The following is a 20338-nucleotide window of genomic DNA, read 5'->3' as shown; positions in this document are numbered from 1 at the left end:
AAACATTTTAATATGGACTATAAATGGTTTCAAAGAATATAACATGAGCTCTACAATATTCCCTTTTCAACTAGGAACATTTAGGTTAATGGTACTATCAGATGGAGCCTTCCCAGTTACCAAGGACTTCTTTTTCGCGAATACGCCGGAGGACATCATTCATCACATTCCGACTGATTTTCATGTTCCACTAAATTTCATGCTTATAGATACGGGTGACAAAAACATTTTAATTGATGCAGGGTTTGGAAAGGATCATCTACCAACAGCAGGGAAGTTACTTGGCCAGTTAGAAACACAAGGGATCTATCCAGAGGATATCGACATTGTTATTATTACTCATGGGCATATGGACCATGTTGGAGGCCTCTCGTATGACGGATCACCGACTTTTCCAAATGCAGAATATATCATACGAAAAGATGAGTGGGACCTATGGGAAAGCAATCCTCAATCAAAGGAATTCAAAAAATTAGAGCCTTTAAGGAACCAGATGACCGTAATTACATCAGATATCGAGATAGTTCCTGGTGTTCATCTTCTTCTTGCACCTGGGCATACAACAGGTCATCTTTCCTTAACTCTCTATTCGGACGGGAACTATTTATTGGTGGCTTCGGATATTTTAAATGATCCGTTATCGTTGCAGCATCTTCCTTCTCATATTCGTGCAGAAATGTCACCTGATTTAGGGTTAAAAACACGAAAACGTTTTTTGCAGGATGCAATAGAGAAGGAAGCTTTATTGTTTGTGTGTCACTATCCTTTTCCAGGAGTGGGACGTGTTAAAAGGGAAGGTTCAACATGGGTGTGGGTGCCAGTAATGGAGAATACAAAATAACACACGAGATAGTGAAAGTCGTTCCTTGCCACCATCTGTAATAGTTGGCTTTAGTAGTAGAGATTAATCAATTGAATGAACATTCAGATTGAGATAATCGATTGGAGCTGAACAACTTGAATCTAGACGTATATCTAAAACATATAAAAGAAAATGGTTATAAATGTACTCCGCAGCGCTTGAAGATCCTTTCTTATTTTATTGAGCAGAAAAACCGACTAGTTTCAGCAAAGTCTGTAACAGAACATCTCCGTACTTTTATTGGAAATATTAGTGTTGATACTGTGTACCGAAACCTCTATTTATTTAAAGACATTGGTCTCATAGAGATTACGTTTAGGAATGGAGAACATCTATTTCATTTGAAAAATAATCTTTATAACCATCAGCATTTATTTATTTGTACGGAATGCCTAACGACAACCGAAATAGATGTATGCCCAATGAAAATGTTGGACGCTACTCTTACTAATTACAGAATAAATCATCATAAATTCGAAATATACGGTTTATGCCCAACATGTGTGTAGGAGACTCGTGTTTTTTGAACAGTCTACTTTATACAGCTTTTAATACCTTAAACTAGCAAATAAATGATAACAGAGAGAATTATGTTGAGTTTATCGAGGAGAGACCAACTTCCTACTAAAAAGAAACTCATATAAATGGCATAAAATTGCTATTAGTGTTCATAAAAAAACTGACCTGATAACAACAAAAAGGGTCAGCTTTTTTATGTAATATCTAAAAAAATGGAAACGTCCTAAGCACCGATCACTAGGGCAAGAATAATGGGTACTAGAAATAACGAGTATTGAAAAATCATTTTAAGTGAACTAGAAGAAGTATCACATACATCACAATCGCAATCCGCCCCACTCATATCACTATTTATTATCCTGAAACATCCAAAGATAAAAAGCGAGCCCATTGTAATTGAAAGTAAAGGTGATGTGAAGGAATCCAATAATATAGATAGATGAGATTTTATTTGCAGTTTCATAAGAACCAGACTTAATCCTATAAGCAAGATTCCTTGCAGTTCATTCTTCGTTTGCCAGAACGGTGTCTTGTTTTTTATAGGTCACCCCTCCATAAAAAATATTGCGAATGAAATAGACAAAACAAATATAGAGACTGTTACAGTTATGATGTAAAAAAAGATAAATCGTAGTCTGAAACAGGCGAACATAGCAAGGAAGTTTTTTAAATCCATAATGGGACCAAACACTAAAAACCCTAAAATAGCTTCTGGCCGGACCAGGTTGGAAAAAGAAGCTGCAATAAATGCATCTGCCTCGGAACAAATGGACATAAGGAAAGCGAGGCCCATCATAAACCCTGTCTCTGCAAGAGGATTCGCTACACCATTAAACACTTTAGAATCTGCCAGATAATACTGAGCGAGACTTGCCAAAAAAGCGCCGATAATAAAATATTTTCCCACCTGGAAAAATTCATGTGAAGTATGATGAATAATTGCCTTCCACTTCGATTGACCTTTCTTATTTTCATTGATCTTTTTTGTCGATATGAAGTCGTCTTTTTTCACTCTTAGAACGTTAGAGCGAAAGAAAATTAGATACATGACCCAGCCAGTAATGAGGGCTGTTATCAAACACAAAAATAATCTTCCTAGATAGATTTCAGGCTGATTGGGAAAAGCATAATAAGTGGAAGTGAATACAGTGATGTTCAAAATGGGTGCTCCTGTAAGGAGAACAGCCCCTGCATGAACAGGAACTCCTTTATGAATTAATCTTCGTACAACTGGAATAATGGCACATTCACAAATTGGAGTAAGAGCAGCTATGCATACAGATGCAATAATGGAAGCTAAGGGGTTTTTTGGAATAGATCTTAAAATCATTTGCTCACTAACAAATAACTGGATGACGGATGAAAAAAAAGCTCCAAGAATAATAAAAGGAAGCGCCTCTACTAAAATAGTAAGGAATGCAATAAAGATGGATTTTGCCTCTTCATCGAAAGAAAATGGTAAGGAGGTAAGCATATTCTCGTTTCCAAGGAAAAACAAATAAATGAGGAAGAGGAATAAAGTATATAAGAACAGGTCTTTCATTCGTGAAGAAACGGACATAAGAAGTACTCCTTTTAATGCGAAATGATTACGGTTTATTCCTAGGAGTGTATGCCTGTCTACAAAAATTCATTCTTATATTTCAATGAAAATAGAAATATTATTGGTAAAACGAATTTTCTGTGCGGTGTTTTTCAGAACATGACTTTATTTTTAGGCTTTGACGAGGAATGATTTTGTTTAGCTTTACATTTTGGTGTATCTATCATATATTTAAATCGTAACCATTACGATTTAAGGAGATGTTTTCTTTGACTAAAAAAATTCCTGTAACCGTGTTAAGCGGGTATCTAGGGGCCGGAAAAACTACGATACTAAACCATATTCTTCAAAATCGGGAGGGGTTAAGGGTTGCAGTCATAGTTAATGACATGAGCGAAATAAATATAGATGCCGAAACGATTAAGCAAGGAGGAGGCCTGAAGAGAACAGAAGAAAAATTAGTGGAGATGTCGAACGGGTGCATTTGCTGCACGCTACGTGAAGACCTGCTTGTTGAGGTTGAAAAGCTTGCTCTTGACGGCAATATAGATTACATCATCATTGAATCAACCGGGATAAGTGAACCAGTGCCGGTGGCTCAAACCTTTTCTTACATAGACGAGGAGCTGGGCATAGATCTTACTCGTTTTTGCAAGTTAGATACCATGGTCACAGTCGTAGACGCCAATCGCTTTTGGCATGATTTTAGATCAGGAGATAGTCTGATTGATCGAAAAGAAGCATTAAGTGATGAGGATGATCGTGAAATTGCTGACTTATTATTGGATCAGATTGAGTTTTGCGATGTGCTTATCTTAAACAAATGTGACCTTGTTAGTGAGGAAGCAATAAGTAAGCTTGAACAGGTTTTAAGAAAGCTTCAGCCAGAAGCACAAATCATTCGAACAATGAAAGGGCAAATCCATCCAAGTGAAATTCTTCAAACGGGTTTATTTGACTTTGAAAAGGCCAATGAATCTGCTGGATGGATAAAAGAGTTGAATGCTGGGCACCAAGAGCATCAGCCGGAAACCGAAGAGTATGGCATTACATCGTTTGTGTATAAGAGAAGACTTCCTTTTCACAGTAATCGATTCAACCAACTCATGCATTCTCTTTCAGAAAATGTTGTTCGGGTGAAAGGTATCGCTTGGTGTGCTACAAGAAATGAGTTCGCACTTTCTGTGTCTCAAGCAGGTCCTTCTATTTTAATCGAACCGGTTTCTTACTGGGTAGCAACATTGCCACACTTAGAGCGTGAAGCTATATTAAATGAAAACCCTCAAATTGAAGGAAATTGGGACCCTGAGTTTGGAGATCGAATGACCCAAATGGTGTTTATTGGCGTTGATATGAATGAGGGCGACGTAACGAAACAGCTAGATGCTTGTTTACTAACGAGTGAAGAATTTAATTTAGACTGGGAGAAGCTTGAGGATCCGTTTGAATGGGATATTCCTTCCATACATTAACAAAAGCCCTTTACAGGGTTTTTGTGTTATTACGGCTTATTGTAGGGCAATTTCTATTCTCAATATTCTAACCATCCACTGTGTTTACCATAAAAGCTAGTTGGACTTTACTTATATGAATATTGATTTTTCAACCAGAGAAACGAGAAAGAAGGAGTTATTATGCAGAAAAATGTTGAAGTCTATATCTTAGCTGGATTTTTAGGGAGTGGCAAATCTACTTTATTAAAGAACTTATTAATAGAAGAGAAAGAAAAAGGACGTAAAGTGGCTGTATTGATGAATGAACTAGGAGAGTACTCCGTTGATACAGGGATTATTGGCACAGATGTAACCCTTAGGGAACTTTTAAATGGTTGTATTTGCTGTACGATGAAGGATGAAGTGGAGATTCAACTTTTGATGTTGTATCAGCAAGAAGAGCCTGATGTTATTTATATTGAAGCTACAGGAGTGGCTCATCCTATAGAAATTTTAGATGCGTGTTTATCACCAGTTATTGCACCTCACGTAAATGTGAAATCCATTATTAGTGTTGTAGACTCGAAAAGATGGATGGATCGTAAACGATTAAGCAATCAGCTTCAAAAATTATTAGAAGAGCAAGTAAAGTATGGTGACCACATCTTAATAAATAAAGCAGACTTTGTGTCAGAGGAGGAACAAACCGATATTCGGGCGGAAATAGCAGATCTAAATCCAAGGGCTAAGCTTTTCACGACCACCTTTGCAGATATACCTTTAACTGAAATCAGGACAAGCCGAGAAGAGAAAAATGACCAAGACCAAGAAAAGCTGCATGTTCACAATCACCTACATATTCAATCGATGACCTATCAATTTCAAGGGGTGATACGCAGAGAGTCATTCGAGCGATGGCTTGAAACGATTACACCTACCATTTATCGGATAAAAGGATTTGTTCGTTTTGAAGGCGATGCTCGTACACATTTGATTCAATATTCATATGGAGTTCCGTATATGTTTGCTCAGTCAATCAAGTTCCCATCTAACATAGTGTTAATTGGAGATAGCTTGGATAAAGGCAAACTAAAACAGGGGCTACTGGCACTCGAACAATCATGAGCAAAGCAGTTGGCTTTTCCTTAGATTAGATCATTTAGCAAAGGGGTAATTCTCATGAGTGAAATGCTACGTAGGGCTGTGGAAAGGAGAAAGAAGTTACTTATCCATCATCTGTTGCAACATGAAACCTACAAAAAAGATGATAAGCAGCATATAAAGCTTTAGGGAAGCAAGCAAGTCAACCAATTGTAAAGAATAAGTCCAATATCGTGACTACTGCAAAAAAATATTTAAATGTACCCTATGTTTGGGGCGGAATGTCTCCAAAAGGGTTTGATTGTAGTGGATACTTAAATTATGTTTTTAATGAAAGTGAAGATAAAAAGCTTCCTAGAACAGTAGCAGATATTTATAAGCAGGGGGTTAAGGTTTCTTACCTCAGGTAGGAGATTTAGTATTCTTTGAGACATATAAGCCAGGGGCTTCTCACGCAGGTATATATTTAGGGAATAATCAATTCATTCATAGTTCTTCTTCTAAAGGTGTAAGTATTACTTCAATGAACAATTCCTATTGGTCTGAGAGATACTTAGGGGCTAAAAAATATTAAAATAGGCGAGATTTAGCTTTATCGAAATTGAATTATATATTAGGAAGTAATTTCTAATTCCCTTTAAATGCTAACTATCAATTGATGGTTAGCATTTTTGTATCTAATCTTAAACTGTGTGTTGCTTTTTTTTATCTTGAAAAAGGAAAAAGCATCTCCCTTGTATTTAATAAATATTACTAGTTAAATTCAAAGTTTACTTACTAACAAAGGACCGATTATCTTTCTAACTAAGAATACCTCCTTCTATTAATATTTTCTAAAACTCTATCATATAGTTTAGTGAAGGAGGTTGTCCATGAAAGAACTTAAAAATCAGGGTATATCTTTCGTTATTGGCGGAGTAATTACTATAATACTTATTTTCTTTTTTATAGGGTTTTTAGTTAACTCAGAGGTGAAATATAAAACTGGATTTATACAAAGTGTAATGGAAGGATTGGAATCCGAAGATATTTATACTCATTTTTTAAGAGCTGAAAATCATTACTTTTATCAGCCTCAGGAAAATGAAAAGGACTTGTTCTCAATGAGCCATATCTCTAAGGTTCTTTTTAAATTAGGAACAAATGTAGTACCAGAAGATGCTAGAACATTCCTAGGAAGAGAATTACCTGGACTTACTCTCTATGACACAAAAATTGTAATTGCTGGTGAAGGTACGAATTTGGCTACTCTACCATTTGAGTCTTCTCCTCCCACTGAAGTTTTATTAAAGGAAAGAGAGATAGTGGAGGAAAAAATAAAAGGGAGAGAAGAAGATACAACTTCATCTGAAGAACACAAAAAAGTAAATGACAAGAATAATCCCGTATATATTTATCAAACTCACAGCTGGGAATCATTCCTTCCCTTATTAAAAAACGCAAAGGTTCCAAATGATGCAATTAGTAATGATCAAAGGGTGAATGTTATTGCTCTGGGAAGCCGGCTATCGAATAAACTGATGGAAGAAGGTATTGCTGTAAAACACGATCAAACAAATATGACCCAAGAACTGCTTAAAAGAAAATGGAGCACGACAAAATCTTATAAGTTGTCTGGGGACATTATTCAGGCAAGTGTGAATGAGACTCAGGAATTAGAATACTACATTGACATACACCGTGATTCGGCTAGAAAGAAAATGACTACTAAAACGATTAATGGAAAAGAATATGCAAAGTTATATTTTGTTGTTGGGGAAGCAAATAAAAATTATGAACAAAACTTAAAGTTTGTAGAGAAGATTCATAATGAAATTGAAAAAAGGTATCCTGGATTAAGTCGGGGTGTTTTTCTAAAACCAAAAAGTATGGGCAACGGTGAATACAACCAAGGTATTTCTGATAAAGCGATTCTTATTGAAATAGGCGGAGTAGATAATGATTTCGATGAATTGGATCGAAGTGTTGATATTTTCTCAGAAGTCTTTTCAGATATCTATTGGGGGGAAAGTCAAGCTAAAGAGGTAAACGGAGATGGTTAAAAAGCTTTCTTCATCAATTAAATGGCTTATATTGACCTTTCTTACCACAACAATTAGTGTAGTAAGTATAGGAGTTTCTGCAATAACCATTTCATTTTTCGTTACTGGCCTTTTCTTTTCAGTAGCTTATTTATACAAAGAAGAGTTATCTAGAAAAATTTAAAGAGGCCAGATGCGGTTATCTAACGAATAACTAACTAAAAAAGACCAGTTTAGGTCTTTTTTAGTTGTGATTTATCCGTTGAGCATTAGTCACAAAACGTACTAGAATATATGGATTAGCAAGAAAAAAACGGATAGAATTAGTAACAAATACAACTCTACTAATAGTTTAACACATATTGAGGTGACATCTTATCCAAGAAGAATTAATTCAGATTTTTGAAAACCACTCCTCTATAGCAATTATAATAAGTATCCTTATAAATATTATGGTTTCAATTGCAGGTGTAGTGCCGAGCGTGTTTGTTACAGCTGCTAACCTTATTTTTTTTGGTTTTTGGCAAGGAACAATCATATCTTTTATTGGTGAAACAATAGGTGCTTTAATTGCCTTTTATTTATATCGTAAAGGATTTAAACGTATATATCATGAAAAGCTAAAAGGGCATCCCCGTGTTAACTCACTCATGCATCTTAACGGCAAAGATGCATTTTTACTGATCCTATCATTACGAATTATGCCTTTTATTCCATCGGGAATTGTTACCTTTTTTTCTGCGATTGGTAGTGTTTCTATAATTGTTTTTTTCCTTGGGAGCACAATAGGTAAATTACCAGCGATGCTTATGGAGTCCTATGCTGTTTATCAAGTCACAACTGTAAGTGTGCAAGGAAAAATAATCCTGAGTTTAGCTGCTTGTTATGGGATTTTTATTTGCTATAAAAAGATAAAGAAAATGAAGTGAGGACCTATAAAAAGAAGAGAACCCTCTGTTAAAAAGGTCCCACATTAAGAAAGTTGATCGATACATCTAATTAAACGTGCCATAAAAACAAGCACCTGAATGAATAAACAGGTGCTTTTGAAGTTGCAAGTATTTATTACGCTGCCATTTTCCGGCATTCTTCGGCACATTTATAACAAGCTTCGGCACATTTTTGACAATGATCATGGTCGTGTTTCTTACACTCATTCCCACATGCTTCACAAATCTCTGCACACAATTGGCATATTTGTTGAGCAAATTCGCTGTTTCTCATCATAGCTTAAGCTGCAAATGAACAAATATCAGCACATTCTCGATCAAGGCGAATGCATTCTTTCATCATGTTTACATCTTCTTCTGATAAGCATTTGTCGAAACAAACATTACAAGCCTCAACACATTCCAAACAGGCTTTAATACATTCATAATGGTTCTGCATGTTAACATCTCCTTTTAATTCGCTTACGCCTACTATATTTCCCATTCAAAGAGATATAAAACTTAAAATTGGTCCTAATGAAAAACTCCATTAATTCTGCACAATTACAATTCATAATAAGCTAATGAATGAATTGAAGGGAAGGGAGATTCTTTGAATTCAATTCTATTAATTGGAGAAGAAACATATAATCAAAACACTTATTACCGATTCTTGTAAAGAAAGGGTTTCGTGTTAAACAAACACTGGATTTACTTGAAACAACCGAGCTTCTTCATGAAGATGCCATAGACCTTATTTTATTAGATGTAAAAGAGGAAACTCAATATGGAACAGAATTTAGCCATAAAACAAGATCGATTTCAAATGTCCCTATCTTTTTAATATCTCCTAATAAGAATAAAAATGATATCTTGAATGCATATCACTCAGGAGTAGATGATTTTATTAGCAAACCATATGATATTGAATTACTATTGGCTAAAATAAACACAGTTTTAAGAAGAACATATAGAAATTCCGCTTTAAAATTTAAAGGCCTTGAATTAGACGATAAATCGTATGAAATTAAATATCAGGGTGAATTAATCTATACCACTAAAAAGGAATATTTCATTATAGTAAATTTTCTGCAGAATATTAACTAAGTTTTTTCTAGAGAGGAATTAATCATGCAATTCTGGGAATACAAGTATACCGATACTCGGACGGTTGATTCACATATGAGGAATATAAGAGAAAAGTTGCGAAGCGTTCAGTTTCCTGTAGACGAGCACTTGAAGACTGCAAGGGGAATCGGATATAAATGGATTGAATAATCCTAATATAAAAAATAGTATGAGGTCGATTGGGAGCTTTTAAAATTAATTTGTTATAAAGAATGCTGTTTGATCCTATTAATAGTTGTTCATGGTTATTTGAATAGCCAGTGAATATATGAATAATTATTGGGTTATAGCATCAGGAAGTAATTAGTACTTTCCTAATTTGGAGAGGATTTATGTTATCAAATGGGGAAACAGAGTATAGTGCTCTTTTTTGTATTGACCTGAGCGCACTCCACACTTTCTGCAAATCTTATTGTTATGATATTTATTAAACTATAAAGGAGGACATTTTAACATGCTGAAAAAAAGAATGAATAAATCCATGAGCTTATCATTATTTGCAGCCCTTTTCTTAATTTTGGGTGCCTGCTCAAATGATGATGAAAACACTGAAAAAAAAGAAAACACAGAAGAAAAAGAGAACATGGAAGGCATGGATCATAGTAATATGGACATGGACAGTTCCGGAGAGGTACCAGAAGGTTTGAAAGAAGCAGAAAATCCAACTTTTGAAGTTGGAAGTAAAGCGATTATTGAATCAGATCACATGGAAGGCATGAAGGGTGCTGAAGCAACAATTGTTGGTGCATATGATACCACTGTTTATACGATTTCATATACTCCAACAACTGGTGGAGAAAGAGTGGAAGATCATAAGTGGGTCATTCATGAAGAGATTAAAGATGCAGATGAGGAGCCTTTCGAACCAGGAGCAGAATCTACAATAGAGGCAAGCCATATGGAAGGTATGGATGGGGCTACAGCTGAAATTGATTCAGCCGAGAAAACGACAGTGTATATGGTTGATTTCACACCGACAACCGGTAAAGAAGAAGTTAAGAACCATAAATGGGTAACTGAGAGCGAATTATCTCCGGCTGACTAAAATTAAGTCAATGTATTTTTAAAAGAGCTTATTCCTAATATAGGATAAGCTCTTTTTATGTAAAGTATATTAGCAAATAGAAAAAAGAAAAATTGAAGAATATATTTAGAAAGTCCATAATTTCTTTAAATATACATTTTATATTAAGATTATTCAGGGGAGAAAATTCTTAATCTTAATCCTTTTTTTATCGGAGGAAGTCAATATTATTAGATAATCAATAAAATTCAGCAGATAAGTAAATTTCAATAGAGGAGACATTGATGAAAAAACTATTAATTGTAGATGATGAATGGAATATGAGAAATCTATTAAAGATATATCTCTCAGCTGATTTTTCAATCTTTGAAGCAAGTGATGGAGAGGAAGCTATAGACTTAATAAGGACTTCACAATTTGATCTTATCATTTTAGATATTATGCTGCCTGGTATGGATGGGTGGAAAGTTTGCAGTGAAATTAGGAAGATCAAATCAACGCCAATTCTTATGCTTACTGCAAGAAATGAGCTAAAAGATAAGGTTTATGGTCTGGAAATTGGTACGGATGATTACTTGATAAAGCCATTTGAGCCTGAAGAACTTTCTGCCAGGGTCAAAGCATTGATAAGAAGAACGGAAATGAATATTGAGGAGTCTCAAGCTGCTCTTTCCTTTGGGAATGGTTTTTTTACCCTTAATACAGACGGCCGTATAGTCACAGTAGCTGGAGATACATTAGATCTTACGCCAAAAGAATTTGAATTGCTGCATACAATTGCAGCAAATCCTAAACGAGTTTTTACAAGAGAAGTGTTATTAGATGTTCTTTGGGGTTATAACGACTACAGAGATACAAGAACGGTGGATTCTCATACCAAAAATATTCGTGTTAAGATTAGGGAAAAAGGCCAGGATTATAATCCGATTCAAACCATTTGGGATGTGGGATACAAATTTCAAGAGCCGGATGAATCTCTATGAAATTAAATAGTATTACCGTTAAGCTTGGCGGGATCATTATGATTCTTTTCTTGGCAGTTTTATTTCCGATGGTTTATACAATCGATCAGTTATTTAGAGGTTTTTACTATAATCAGAAACAAGAGGAAATTAATTATTTCGCCAGTAAATATACAGAAACAATTAAAGATGTTGAAGATGAAAGTTCCTATCATATGTTTGAAATGTTGTCTAATATCAGTAACTCGGATTTATTTGTTTTTAATAGAGAAGGTAAAATACTAAAAAGTACAGGAATTATGGATTTTAGAGAAGGAAATGAGGTAAAAGAAGAAATTTTGTCTCCTATATTAGATAAAAAGGATTTAAAAATGGAGTATAGCGATAGAAAGACGGACAATCGTTATTTAATAGCTGCTAAACCAATCATAATAAACAATGAGATAAATGGCGGATTAGTAGTTGTTTCGAATATGGAGAGCATTAATTCTTCTGTAGAGCAAGTACGTTCTTGGCTTTCAGTTTCGGTAATAGGGTCACTGCTAATAGCAGTAGGTTTTATATTTTTTCTATCGCGTAAATTATCAGCTCCTCTTTTACAAATGGAGCTTGCTACGCGAGAAATAGCAAAAGGAAAGTTAACGACTAAACTTATTCATTCTTCTCAAGATGAAATTGGTTCACTTGCTAAAGCCATTACAGAACTTGGGAATGAGTTAGAAGAGTATCGTACAAACAGAAGAGAATTTTTTGCGAATATCTCACATGAGCTGCGAACACCAATCCAATCTCTTATATAAAGGGATACGCACAAGTTATAAATAAAGGTTTATATAACGATGAGAAAGAAAAACAGCTTTATTTAGAAATTATTAGTGATGAAGCCACTCGTTTAACATCACTGATAAATGATTTATTTGAATTAGCAAAAATGGAAGAGGGTAAGCTGGATTTACATTTTGAATGGCTTGATTTATCCGATATTATCTCCAGTTCAGTTAACAAAGTACATTTAAAAGCAAAAGAAAAAGGGATAAAATTAGAAATGGATATTCCGCGTAATTGTCCACTGGTTTTTACGGATGGCAGGCGGTTAGAGCAGGCATCAACTGCATCTTCTAATTGATCAATTGTTATCGTGACATGTTTTAAATTCCCTTCAAGATCTACAAATTGCAAGTGCAGTAATTCTACATGTGTTTCTGCTATTTCTCTATGGATTTCTTCTAAAAGTTCAATCGCTGCTAACATAAGATCACCTCGATTTTTTTTATGAAACTAAATACATTTGTTTTAGAAATCGAAGTTTAGTATCGCTAGTATCATAGGGCTGCTGTCTTATCAGCAAACTCTATAATGATCGCACCTTCCTCTCTCCAACAACGCATACGGGGTTAGCTGACGGATTAGGACGGTTAGAGTCGCCCTGCCAGATATTACTTGGCTTCCCCCATGCAGCAAAAGCTATGCTGCTGATTGGTTTCCCCGCTCCAAAATAGGATTCTGCGATTTAGGAATAAAATTGTTCCTATCATATACTTGGAAATCTAAGCTTGTAAAGAGAGGGATTTAGCTTGTTTTTCTCCAAAATTCTTGTTTTTTCCATATTCTCTCTCTTTATCTCGCAATCTCTCTCTTTCTTGCAAAATAAGAAAATGAAAATAAAACTGTGTTTACATAAACTTTATAATTTGAAATTCTATGTATATTTAGAGAGATTAATTTATAATACATACGTATTCAGCAGTAAAATGATGAATTAGTTAGTGTGAGTCCTATTTACTCTGATTTTTGAATTTATTTGAGGATATTTACATATTTTTTGCGATTTTTCAAACTTTTTACGTTCTTTACAACCAGCATACACAGGAGTAATATTACTCTCATGAAATGCAAATCGCTTAATCCTGAATGGAGCGGGGGACCCAATGAAGTGTGATTTCATGCACGCGGGGTGAATCGATCGCAAACAGCGAAAGACGGGCAACTCTTATGCCCGAACCCGACAGCTAACCTCGTAAGCGTCATAAGAGAAGGGACGGTGTAAGAACCAACGATTTTATAAATTAAATTCTATAATCGCTTAATCCTATTAGTAGGAGCGGGGGACCCAAGTTTTTGTGACACATCGTCACTAGGGGTGAGTCCATTTGAATCTTCAAATGGTAGGGCTACTCTCAATGGCCCGAATCCGACAGCTAACTTCGTAAGCGTTCGAGAGAGGATACCTTTGTGAAGAACACTGCGTGTAAGCCTCAGTGTTCTTTTGTGCGCTTTGTTAATGTTAAAAAATTGAATAATTTCAAAAAATACCTAATCGCTTAATTTCTTTTGAAATCGGGGGACCCAATTTTGTGTGACGAATTGTCACTAGGGGTGAGTCCATTTTAAAAATGGTAGGGCTACTCTCATAGCCCGAATCCGACAGCTAACTCCGAAAGCGTTGTGAGGGAAAATCAAAATCGCAGTGGTAAAGCACGTTTATTTAGTGAAGCCTAAAGCCACGGAAGAGATCCCTCTTCCGTGGCTTTTTTGATGTTTCCGAAAGGGAAGGGAATGTGAATGTCGACAATGCTCATATGTATTCCAAGTTATTCAAGGATTGGGTGCTTGGAGGGAATTGATCCGGAAGTATCATCCCTGGCATTTATTACGGGTGATTATAGTGTACAAAGTCATTTGAAGAAGCGGGGATTTAAAGACATTTACTTTATTAAACAAAATGCTCAGTATCTTTTGATTCACTTACCGGTAACACGAGTTTTATTACTAGAGGATAAGATTGCTGATACGTGCAATCTAATTCAAATTCTTCAAGCGAGTATACGCGCTCCAATCACGGTGATTACTAGAAATTCTCACTATCCGACTAAGCTGTATGAGCTGATTGGAGCAAAACAAGTTCTATATTCAAAACAAGATCACTTGGGTTATTTTCTGAATCAATGAGAAATGGGGGAACCACTATGCTTGATGGAATCATGATCATCATATTTGCAACTCTTACACTGACAATGGCCGGGTTCGTTACATGGTCTAGTCATGTTGTTAAAGAAGGAAGTGAAGAGAAATGATGATCGTTTTAGCAGGCTGCATTGTAGCAGTAACCATTTATTTATTATATGCATTAGTAAATCCAGAAAAATTTTAACTTGCGGAGGGAAAGACGTTGAGCGTACTATCCATCATTTCTATCATTCTTACATTAACGGCAGCCGTGCTGCTGGCAAAACCAATGGGCCTCTATATTGCTCAGGCTTTTAACTACAATTCTACTAAACTGGATGCCGTATTTCATCCATTTGAAAAGGTAATTTATAAAATCAGCGGCATAAAAGAGAAAAATCAAACCTTTAAACAATATGCAATTGCACTCCTATTAACCAACATATTTATGATATTTATCGTTTATCTCGTATTTAGGTTTCAAGGAAGCTTGCCGCTTAATCCTAGTAAAATAGCAGGAATGGATCCAACTCTTGCTTTTAATACAGCCATCAGCTTTATGACTAACACAAATCTGCAGCATTACAGCGGAGAAAGCGGATTGTCTTATTTATCCCAAATGCTTGCGATCACCTTCATGATGTTTGTGGCACCGGCTACAGCATTTGCAGCTGCAATTGCTTTAATAAGAGGTCTTTCAGGAAATAGCCTTGGTAACTTTTTTGTTGATCTAATTCGATCGATCACTCGTGTTTTCTTGCCGATTGCTTTTGTGACAGCTCTTATATTCGTTTTCTTAGGGGTTCCGCAAACGCTTGATTCAAGTGTTACTGCAACAACAGTAGAGGGCGCTGAACAAACGATAGCACGGGGACCTGTTGCCTCCCTTTTGTCCATTAAAGAGGTTGGCAATAATGGCGGAGGATTTTTCGGAGTAAACTCAGCACATCCATTTGAAAATCCAAATGGGGTGAGTAACCTGCTGCAAATTCTATTGATGCTATTAATTCCAACATCCCTTCCGTTTACCTATGGAAAAATGGTTGGCAACGCTAAACAAGGGAAAATTCTTTTTGCGGCAATGGCGATGATTTTTGTGGTATTTCTTGGAACAGCGCTCCTTTCGGAATTCCAAGGCAATCCAAGATTATCAGAATTAGGTCTCGAGCAAACGGACGGAAGCATGGAAGGAAAAGAAGTTCGCTTCGGTACCGTACAGTCAACACTTTACGCGATTGTCACAACAGCATCAGAAACAGGGGCAGTCAATACGATGCATGATACCTTGTCGCCAATTACAGGGATGCTTACATTATCAAACATGCTGCTGAATACGATATTTGGCGGAGTTGGTGCAGGCTTTATGAACATCATCATGTATGCGATGATTGCAGTTTTCCTATCAGGATTGATGGTGGGGCGCACGCCAGAGTTTCTGGGCAAAAAAATAGAAGGAAGAGAAATGAAACTAATTGCAGTTACGCTGCTTATTCACCCATTTTTAATTCTGGCTTCTACTGCACTGGCTTTATATACACCTCTAGGATCAGGCGGGATTTCAAATCCGGGATTTCACGGCTTGTCTCAAGTGCTTTACGAGTATACATCTTCTGCAGCCAACAATGGTTCAGGATTTGAGGGACTCGGTGATGCGACTCCTTTTTGGAACATTTCAACCGGCATTGTCATGTTCATAGGCAGATATTTTGGAATCATTGCCATGCTTGCGGTTGGAGCATCATTGGCATCTAAAAAACTTGTACCAGAGACAACAGGCACATTCCGTACAGACACTAGTTTATTTGGAACGATCTTTGTCGGAGCCATTTTTATAGTATGCGCTTTGACATTCTTTCCAGTTTTAGTTCTTGGGCCTGTTGCTGAATTATTAACATTATAAAAATTTATTGGAGGATCCAAAATGAGCAAGCCATCCGTTTTGACTGAAGAAAAACTTGAACGTGTCATCCCTATAAAACCTGATCTGAATCATGATAAAAAGCCTGATAAAGAAAAATCTATGGATAAAGCGCTCATCACAAAAGCGATAAAAGATTCATTTTTTAAACTGGATCCGCGAATCATGGTAAAGAATCCGATTATGTTTATTGTTGAAATTGGGTTTGTGCTGACGCTGTTTCTGACTTTTTTACCGTCTGCCTTTGGGAATAGCGAAATAGATGTCTGGTTTAACCTGACCGTTTCAATGATTTTGCTTTTCACTGTGCTGTTTGCCAATTTTGCTGAAGCTCTTGCAGAAGGCAGGGGAATGGCTCAGGCGAATTCCCTTAAGAATTCGAAAAAAGAAATGAGAGCCAACAAAGTAAAACCAAATGGAGAAATTGAACAAACAGATTCAACCGAGTTGAGAAAAGGGGATGTAGTGATTGTTTCACAAGGGGAGTTTATACCAGGTGATGGAGAAGTCATCTCAGGGCTTGCGTCTGTCGACGAGTCAGCAATTACTGGAGAATCTGCACCAGTCATAAAAGAAGCTGGAGGAGATTTCAACTCAGTAACAGGCGGAACAAGAGTGGTGAGCGACCAGATCAAAGTAAGGATTACGAGTGATCCTGGTGAATCATTCCTTGATAAAATGATCTCCCTTGTTGAGGGAGCACAGCGTCAAAAAACACCGAACGAAATTGCGTTGAATACCGTTTTAACGAGCCTGACGCTTATTTTTATGATTGTCGTTGTAACATTGCCTTTTTTCACGAATTATTTAGGATTTCAGCTCGAAATTCCTGTTTTGATTGCCTTGCTCGTTTGTTTAATTCCAACAACAATAGGGGGCTTGCTTTCTGCAATTGGTATTGCCGGCATGGACAGGGTTACCCAGTTTAATGTGATTGCGATGTCAGGGAAAGCGGTAGAAGCAGCAGGAGACATTAATACCATTATCTTAGATAAAACAGGCACGATCACGTTTGGGAACCGGATGGCAAGTGAGTTTACTCCGGTCGGAAATCAAGCTATGCAGGATCTCGCCCAGTGGACGGCCATCAGCTCGTTAGAAGATGAAACGCCTGAAGGGCGTTCTGTTCTTGAACTGCTGAAAAAGAAACAGCTTTCCTATAAGACGGATATCGCGATAGGCGGAACATTTATCGAATTTAAGGCAGAAACGCGGATGAGCGGAATGGACCTGACTGATGGAAGAGTGGTCAGAAAGGGAGCAGTAGATGCCGTTAAGAAATGGGTGTCTTCTATAGGGGGTACGATCCCATCTGATTTAGATAATAAAACAGAGGAGATTTCAAAGGCAGGAGGCACACCGCTTGCGGTTGCAATGAACGATCAAATCTTTGGTTTAATTTATTTAAAAGATACTGTTAAACCTGGAATGAAAGAGCGTTTTGACCAGCTGCGGAGCATGGGGATTAAAACAGTCATGTGTACAGGAGACAATCCGCTGACAGCTGCGACCATTGCAAAGGAAGCGGGTGTTGATGAATTTATTGCGGAATGCAAGCCTGAAGACAAAATTGAAGTGATTAAATATGAACAGTCACAAGGAAAGCTTGTTGCCATGACTGGTGATGGAACAAATGATGCACCAGCTCTTGCACAAGCGGATGTAGGACTTGCGATGAATAGCGGAACAGCGGCAGCAAAGGAAGCTGCCAATATGGTTGATCTTGATTCCAATCCTACTAAAATTATTGAAGTCGTCTCAATCGGCAAGCAATTATTAATGACGCGCGGTGCGTTGACAACGTTCAGTATTGCAAATGACATTGCAAAGTATTTTGCGATCATCCCTGCCATGTTTATGCTTGCGATACCGGAAATGAATGTGCTTAATATTATGAGACTTGATTCCCCAATCTCAGCGATTCTTTCAGCTCTGATCTTTAATGCTGTTATTATTCCGATTCTGATTCCGCTCGCGATGAAAGGGGTAAGCTACAAGCCGATGAGCTCGAATGCATTATTAAGCAGAAACTTGCTGATATACGGGTTGGGTGGAGTGCTTGTGCCGTTTATTGGAATCAAAGTGATTGATTTAGCTCTTGCGCTTATTTTATAGACTGATATTTAAATAGGAAGAAAAGAGGTATTTTAAGATGGAAGAAAGACAATCAATTGTTGGTCCGATCATCCGTATGACCGTGTTTTTAATAGCGATATGCGGCATTCTTTACCCGCTCGCCGTAACAGGCATTGCTCAGGCTGTTGCACAGGCAAAAGCTGATGGAAGTTTGATTTATGATGAAAGTGATAAAGTAATAGGTTCAGAGCTTATAGGGCAATCATTTACTGGGAATGCCTATTTTCATGGCAGAGTTTCAAGCATTGAATATAACGGTGCAGGTTCGGGATCGAATAACTATGCGCCTTCAAATGAAGATATGATGAAACGGACGCAAGAATCAATTGATGAATGGAAGAAAAACAACTCTGAAACACCAATCAGCGATGTACCAAATGACCTTTTGACGAATTCAGGTTCTGGGCTGGATCCTCATATTAGCCCGGATGCTGCCTATGTTCAAATAAAGCGGATTTCTAAAGAAACAGGTATTGAGTCATCGAAACTAGAAGAATTAGTGAAGAAACATAGTCAGGGCAGAGAGCTTGGTCTTTTTGGAGAAGAGAAAGTGAATGTTCTTCAATTAAATTTAGATTTAAAAAACATGATAAATGAATGATGAGTGCACCTCAGCTAGATTCAGCTGAGGTTATTCATCTTCCTGAGGTGAGAGGGATGAGTAAAAAACATCCATACTTTAGAAGGAAAACTCCGCAAGAACTTTTAGATGAAATTGCTGAATCAAAACGGGGAAAGTTAAAGCTGTATGTAGGTGCGGCGCCTGGGGTTGGAAAATCATATAAAATGCTTCAGGATGCCCATGATTTAAAGATGGAGGGAAACGATGTTGTAATTGGTCTGATCGAATGCCACGGAAGAAAAGAAACAGAAGAACTGATTAAAGATATTAAAATGGTTCCTCTGAAAGAGATGAAGTATAAAGGAAGTATTTTTAGAGAGTTGAATGTAGAGGCCATTATACAAAGAAAACCAAAGGTTATTGTAATTGATGAGCTGGCCCATACCAACATTCCGGGCTCAAAAAATAAAAAGAGATACATGGATGTAGAAGAAATCTTAAATGCTGGCATTAATGTGATGTCTGCGGTAAATATTCAGCATTTAGAAAGCGTTCACGATATTGTACAGCAAATAACGGGAGTGGCAGTAAGAGAGAGGATACCGGATTTATTTGTTCAGGATGCCCATGAAGTTCAGCTCATTGATGTTACTCCTGAAACCCTTCGGAAGCGGCTGGAAGAAGGGAAAATCTATGCTTCAGAAAAAATTGAGCAGAGCCTTACTCATTTTTTTACAGTTACCAATTTATCATCTCTAAGAGAACTTGCCTTGAGAGAAGTAGCAGATGATGTAGACGAAAAAATGGAGCAGATCAGCGGGAATTTGATGAACGGCCCAATAGGTGTTCATGAAAAAATCCTGGTATGTGTAGGGTATGGACCAACTGCTGAGAAATTAATCAGAAGAGGATGGCGGATGGCGAACCGGCTAAAAGCACAGTTGTTTATTCTGAATGTAACGAAGAATTCCCCTGAGGCGTTTACACAGGAAAAACGGGAAAGAACGGAGCAATGGAAAATACTTGCCTCTCAATTTAATGCTGTATTTTTGCTGGAGCAGGAAGGCAGCCGCAAGCCTGCTCAGGTCATTATTGATATTGCAAAACAGTATCACATTACACAAATTCTTCTCGGGCAGTCAGCGAGAACAAGATGGGAAGAGATTAGAAAGGGTTCCATTGTGAATACCATTATGAGAAAGACTGAGAATATTGATATTCACATCGTGTCAGATGGACAATCTTAAAGGAGTT

21 protein-coding genes, 2 pseudogenes and 4 riboswitches are annotated in these 20338 nt (G+C 36.9%); of the genes and pseudogenes, 20 read left to right on the top strand and 3 right to left on the bottom strand.

Translation table 11 applies throughout. The annotated features are described in order from the left end of the window. Window positions 1-88: 88 nt before the first annotated feature. Window positions 89-841, top strand: coding sequence for an MBL fold metallo-hydrolase (locus QFZ72_RS17035; RefSeq protein ID WP_307435458.1), 753 nt, complete (start codon window positions 89-91; stop codon window positions 839-841). Window positions 842-942: 101 nt separating this feature from the next. Next, the gene (locus tag QFZ72_RS29570) at window positions 943-1371 is read left to right on the top strand and encodes a Fur family transcriptional regulator (protein WP_373464602.1); all 429 of its coding nucleotides are present in this window, start codon (window positions 943-945) and stop codon (window positions 1369-1371) included. Between the two features lie 233 nt (window positions 1372-1604). Here QFZ72_RS29570 and QFZ72_RS29565 read toward each other — a convergent pair whose 3' ends face one another. Beyond that, window positions 1605-1871, bottom strand: a complete 267-nt coding sequence (locus QFZ72_RS29565) for a DUF1980 domain-containing protein (protein ID WP_373464601.1) — start codon at window positions 1869-1871, stop codon at window positions 1605-1607. Between the two features lie 54 nt (window positions 1872-1925). Next, the gene (locus tag QFZ72_RS17030) at window positions 1926-2942 is read right to left on the bottom strand and encodes a permease (protein ID WP_307435457.1); all 1017 of its coding nucleotides are present in this window, start codon (window positions 2940-2942) and stop codon (window positions 1926-1928) included. 251 nt (window positions 2943-3193) lie between these two features. On the opposite strand from QFZ72_RS17030, the gene QFZ72_RS17025 reads away from it, so the two are divergent. From QFZ72_RS17025 to QFZ72_RS17000, 6 genes are all read left to right on the top strand, one after another. Continuing rightward, window positions 3194-4396, top strand: coding sequence for a GTP-binding protein (locus QFZ72_RS17025; RefSeq protein WP_307435455.1), 1203 nt, complete (start codon window positions 3194-3196; stop codon window positions 4394-4396). Window positions 4397-4558: 162 nt separating this feature from the next. Next, the gene (locus QFZ72_RS17020; protein ID WP_307435453.1) at window positions 4559-5482 is read left to right on the top strand and encodes a CobW family GTP-binding protein; all 924 of its coding nucleotides are present in this window, start codon (window positions 4559-4561) and stop codon (window positions 5480-5482) included. Between the two features lie 209 nt (window positions 5483-5691). Continuing rightward, window positions 5692-5868, top strand: a complete 177-nt coding sequence (locus QFZ72_RS17015) for a C40 family peptidase (RefSeq protein WP_307435450.1) — start codon at window positions 5692-5694, stop codon at window positions 5866-5868. Window positions 5869-5918: 50 nt separating this feature from the next. After that, window positions 5919-6032 carry an NlpC/P60 family protein gene (locus QFZ72_RS17010; RefSeq protein WP_307439833.1) on the top strand — a complete coding sequence of 38 codons (114 nt, stop codon included), beginning with the start codon at window positions 5919-5921 and terminating at the stop codon, window positions 6030-6032. Window positions 6033-6330: 298 nt separating this feature from the next. Next, complete coding sequence (gene spoIIP, locus QFZ72_RS17005; protein WP_307435448.1) at window positions 6331-7500, top strand: stage II sporulation protein P; 1170 nt, start codon at window positions 6331-6333, stop codon at window positions 7498-7500. Between the two features lie 461 nt (window positions 7501-7961). Next, window positions 7962-8408: a TVP38/TMEM64 family protein gene (locus tag QFZ72_RS17000; protein ID WP_307435445.1), complete on the top strand. Its 447-nt coding sequence runs from the start codon at window positions 7962-7964 to the stop codon at window positions 8406-8408. A 136-nt stretch (window positions 8409-8544) separates the two neighbouring features. Here the strand turns inward: QFZ72_RS17000 and QFZ72_RS16995 are convergent. Further along, window positions 8545-8868: pseudogene (locus QFZ72_RS16995) on the bottom strand (four-helix bundle copper-binding protein). Window positions 8869-9077: 209 nt separating this feature from the next. On the opposite strand from QFZ72_RS16995, the gene QFZ72_RS29560 reads away from it, so the two are divergent. The 12 genes and pseudogenes from QFZ72_RS29560 to kdpDN all read left to right on the top strand — a co-directional run bounded on the left by QFZ72_RS29560 (window position 9078) and on the right by kdpDN (window position 20331). After that, complete coding sequence (locus tag QFZ72_RS29560) at window positions 9078-9515, top strand: response regulator transcription factor (protein ID WP_373464703.1); 438 nt, start codon at window positions 9078-9080, stop codon at window positions 9513-9515. A 12-nt stretch (window positions 9516-9527) separates the two neighbouring features. Next, window positions 9528-9686: pseudogene (locus QFZ72_RS16990) on the top strand (winged helix-turn-helix domain-containing protein); the annotation flags it as partial. Window positions 9687-9990: 304 nt separating this feature from the next. Beyond that, window positions 9991-10581, top strand: a complete 591-nt coding sequence (locus QFZ72_RS16985; protein ID WP_307435442.1) for a YdhK family protein — start codon at window positions 9991-9993, stop codon at window positions 10579-10581. A gap of 263 nt (window positions 10582-10844) precedes the next feature. Beyond that, on the top strand, window positions 10845-11543 hold the full coding sequence (locus QFZ72_RS16980; protein ID WP_307435441.1) for a response regulator transcription factor: 699 nt from the start codon (window positions 10845-10847) through the stop codon (window positions 11541-11543). After that, complete coding sequence (locus QFZ72_RS16975; protein WP_307435438.1) at window positions 11540-12322, top strand: HAMP domain-containing protein; 783 nt, start codon at window positions 11540-11542, stop codon at window positions 12320-12322. Before QFZ72_RS16980 ends, QFZ72_RS16975 begins: the two co-directional genes overlap by 4 nt. Continuing rightward, window positions 12310-12648: a histidine kinase dimerization/phospho-acceptor domain-containing protein gene (locus QFZ72_RS29555; RefSeq protein WP_373464702.1), complete on the top strand. Its 339-nt coding sequence runs from the start codon at window positions 12310-12312 to the stop codon at window positions 12646-12648. Before QFZ72_RS16975 ends, QFZ72_RS29555 begins: the two co-directional genes overlap by 13 nt. A 242-nt stretch (window positions 12649-12890) precedes the next feature. Further along, window positions 12891-13040, bottom strand: a riboswitch (cyclic di-AMP (ydaO/yuaA leader). Between the two features lie 370 nt (window positions 13041-13410). Continuing rightward, window positions 13411-13562, top strand: a riboswitch (cyclic di-AMP (ydaO/yuaA leader). Window positions 13563-13592: 30 nt separating this feature from the next. After that, window positions 13593-13750: riboswitch (cyclic di-AMP (ydaO/yuaA leader) on the top strand. A gap of 80 nt (window positions 13751-13830) precedes the next feature. Next, a riboswitch (cyclic di-AMP (ydaO/yuaA leader) is annotated at window positions 13831-13979 on the top strand. Window positions 13980-14084: 105 nt separating this feature from the next. Further along, window positions 14085-14471: a hypothetical protein gene (locus QFZ72_RS16965; protein ID WP_307435435.1), complete on the top strand. Its 387-nt coding sequence runs from the start codon at window positions 14085-14087 to the stop codon at window positions 14469-14471. A gap of 121 nt (window positions 14472-14592) precedes the next feature. Beyond that, complete coding sequence (locus tag QFZ72_RS29550; protein WP_373464701.1) at window positions 14593-14673, top strand: potassium-transporting ATPase subunit F; 81 nt, start codon at window positions 14593-14595, stop codon at window positions 14671-14673. An 18-nt stretch (window positions 14674-14691) separates the two neighbouring features. Beyond that, the gene (gene kdpA, locus QFZ72_RS16955) at window positions 14692-16368 is read left to right on the top strand and encodes a potassium-transporting ATPase subunit KdpA (RefSeq protein ID WP_307435431.1); all 1677 of its coding nucleotides are present in this window, start codon (window positions 14692-14694) and stop codon (window positions 16366-16368) included. A gap of 120 nt (window positions 16369-16488) precedes the next feature. Then, window positions 16489-18501, top strand: coding sequence for a potassium-transporting ATPase subunit KdpB (kdpB, locus tag QFZ72_RS16950; protein WP_307439831.1), 2013 nt, complete (start codon window positions 16489-16491; stop codon window positions 18499-18501). A gap of 37 nt (window positions 18502-18538) precedes the next feature. Next, window positions 18539-19123: a potassium-transporting ATPase subunit KdpC gene (gene kdpC, locus QFZ72_RS16945; RefSeq protein ID WP_307435428.1), complete on the top strand. Its 585-nt coding sequence runs from the start codon at window positions 18539-18541 to the stop codon at window positions 19121-19123. Window positions 19124-19179: 56 nt separating this feature from the next. Further along, entirely contained in the window at window positions 19180-20331 is a 1152-nt protein-coding gene (gene kdpDN / locus QFZ72_RS16940) for a KdpD-like non-kinase potassium sensor (protein ID WP_307435424.1), read from the top strand. Window positions 20332-20338: the final 7 nt, after the last annotated feature.

The organism is Bacillus sp. V2I10 (genome assembly GCF_030817055.1).
Taxonomy (GTDB): domain Bacteria; phylum Bacillota; class Bacilli; order Bacillales; family Bacillaceae; genus Bacillus_P.
This window is presented reverse-complemented; position numbering and strand designations above follow the sequence as displayed.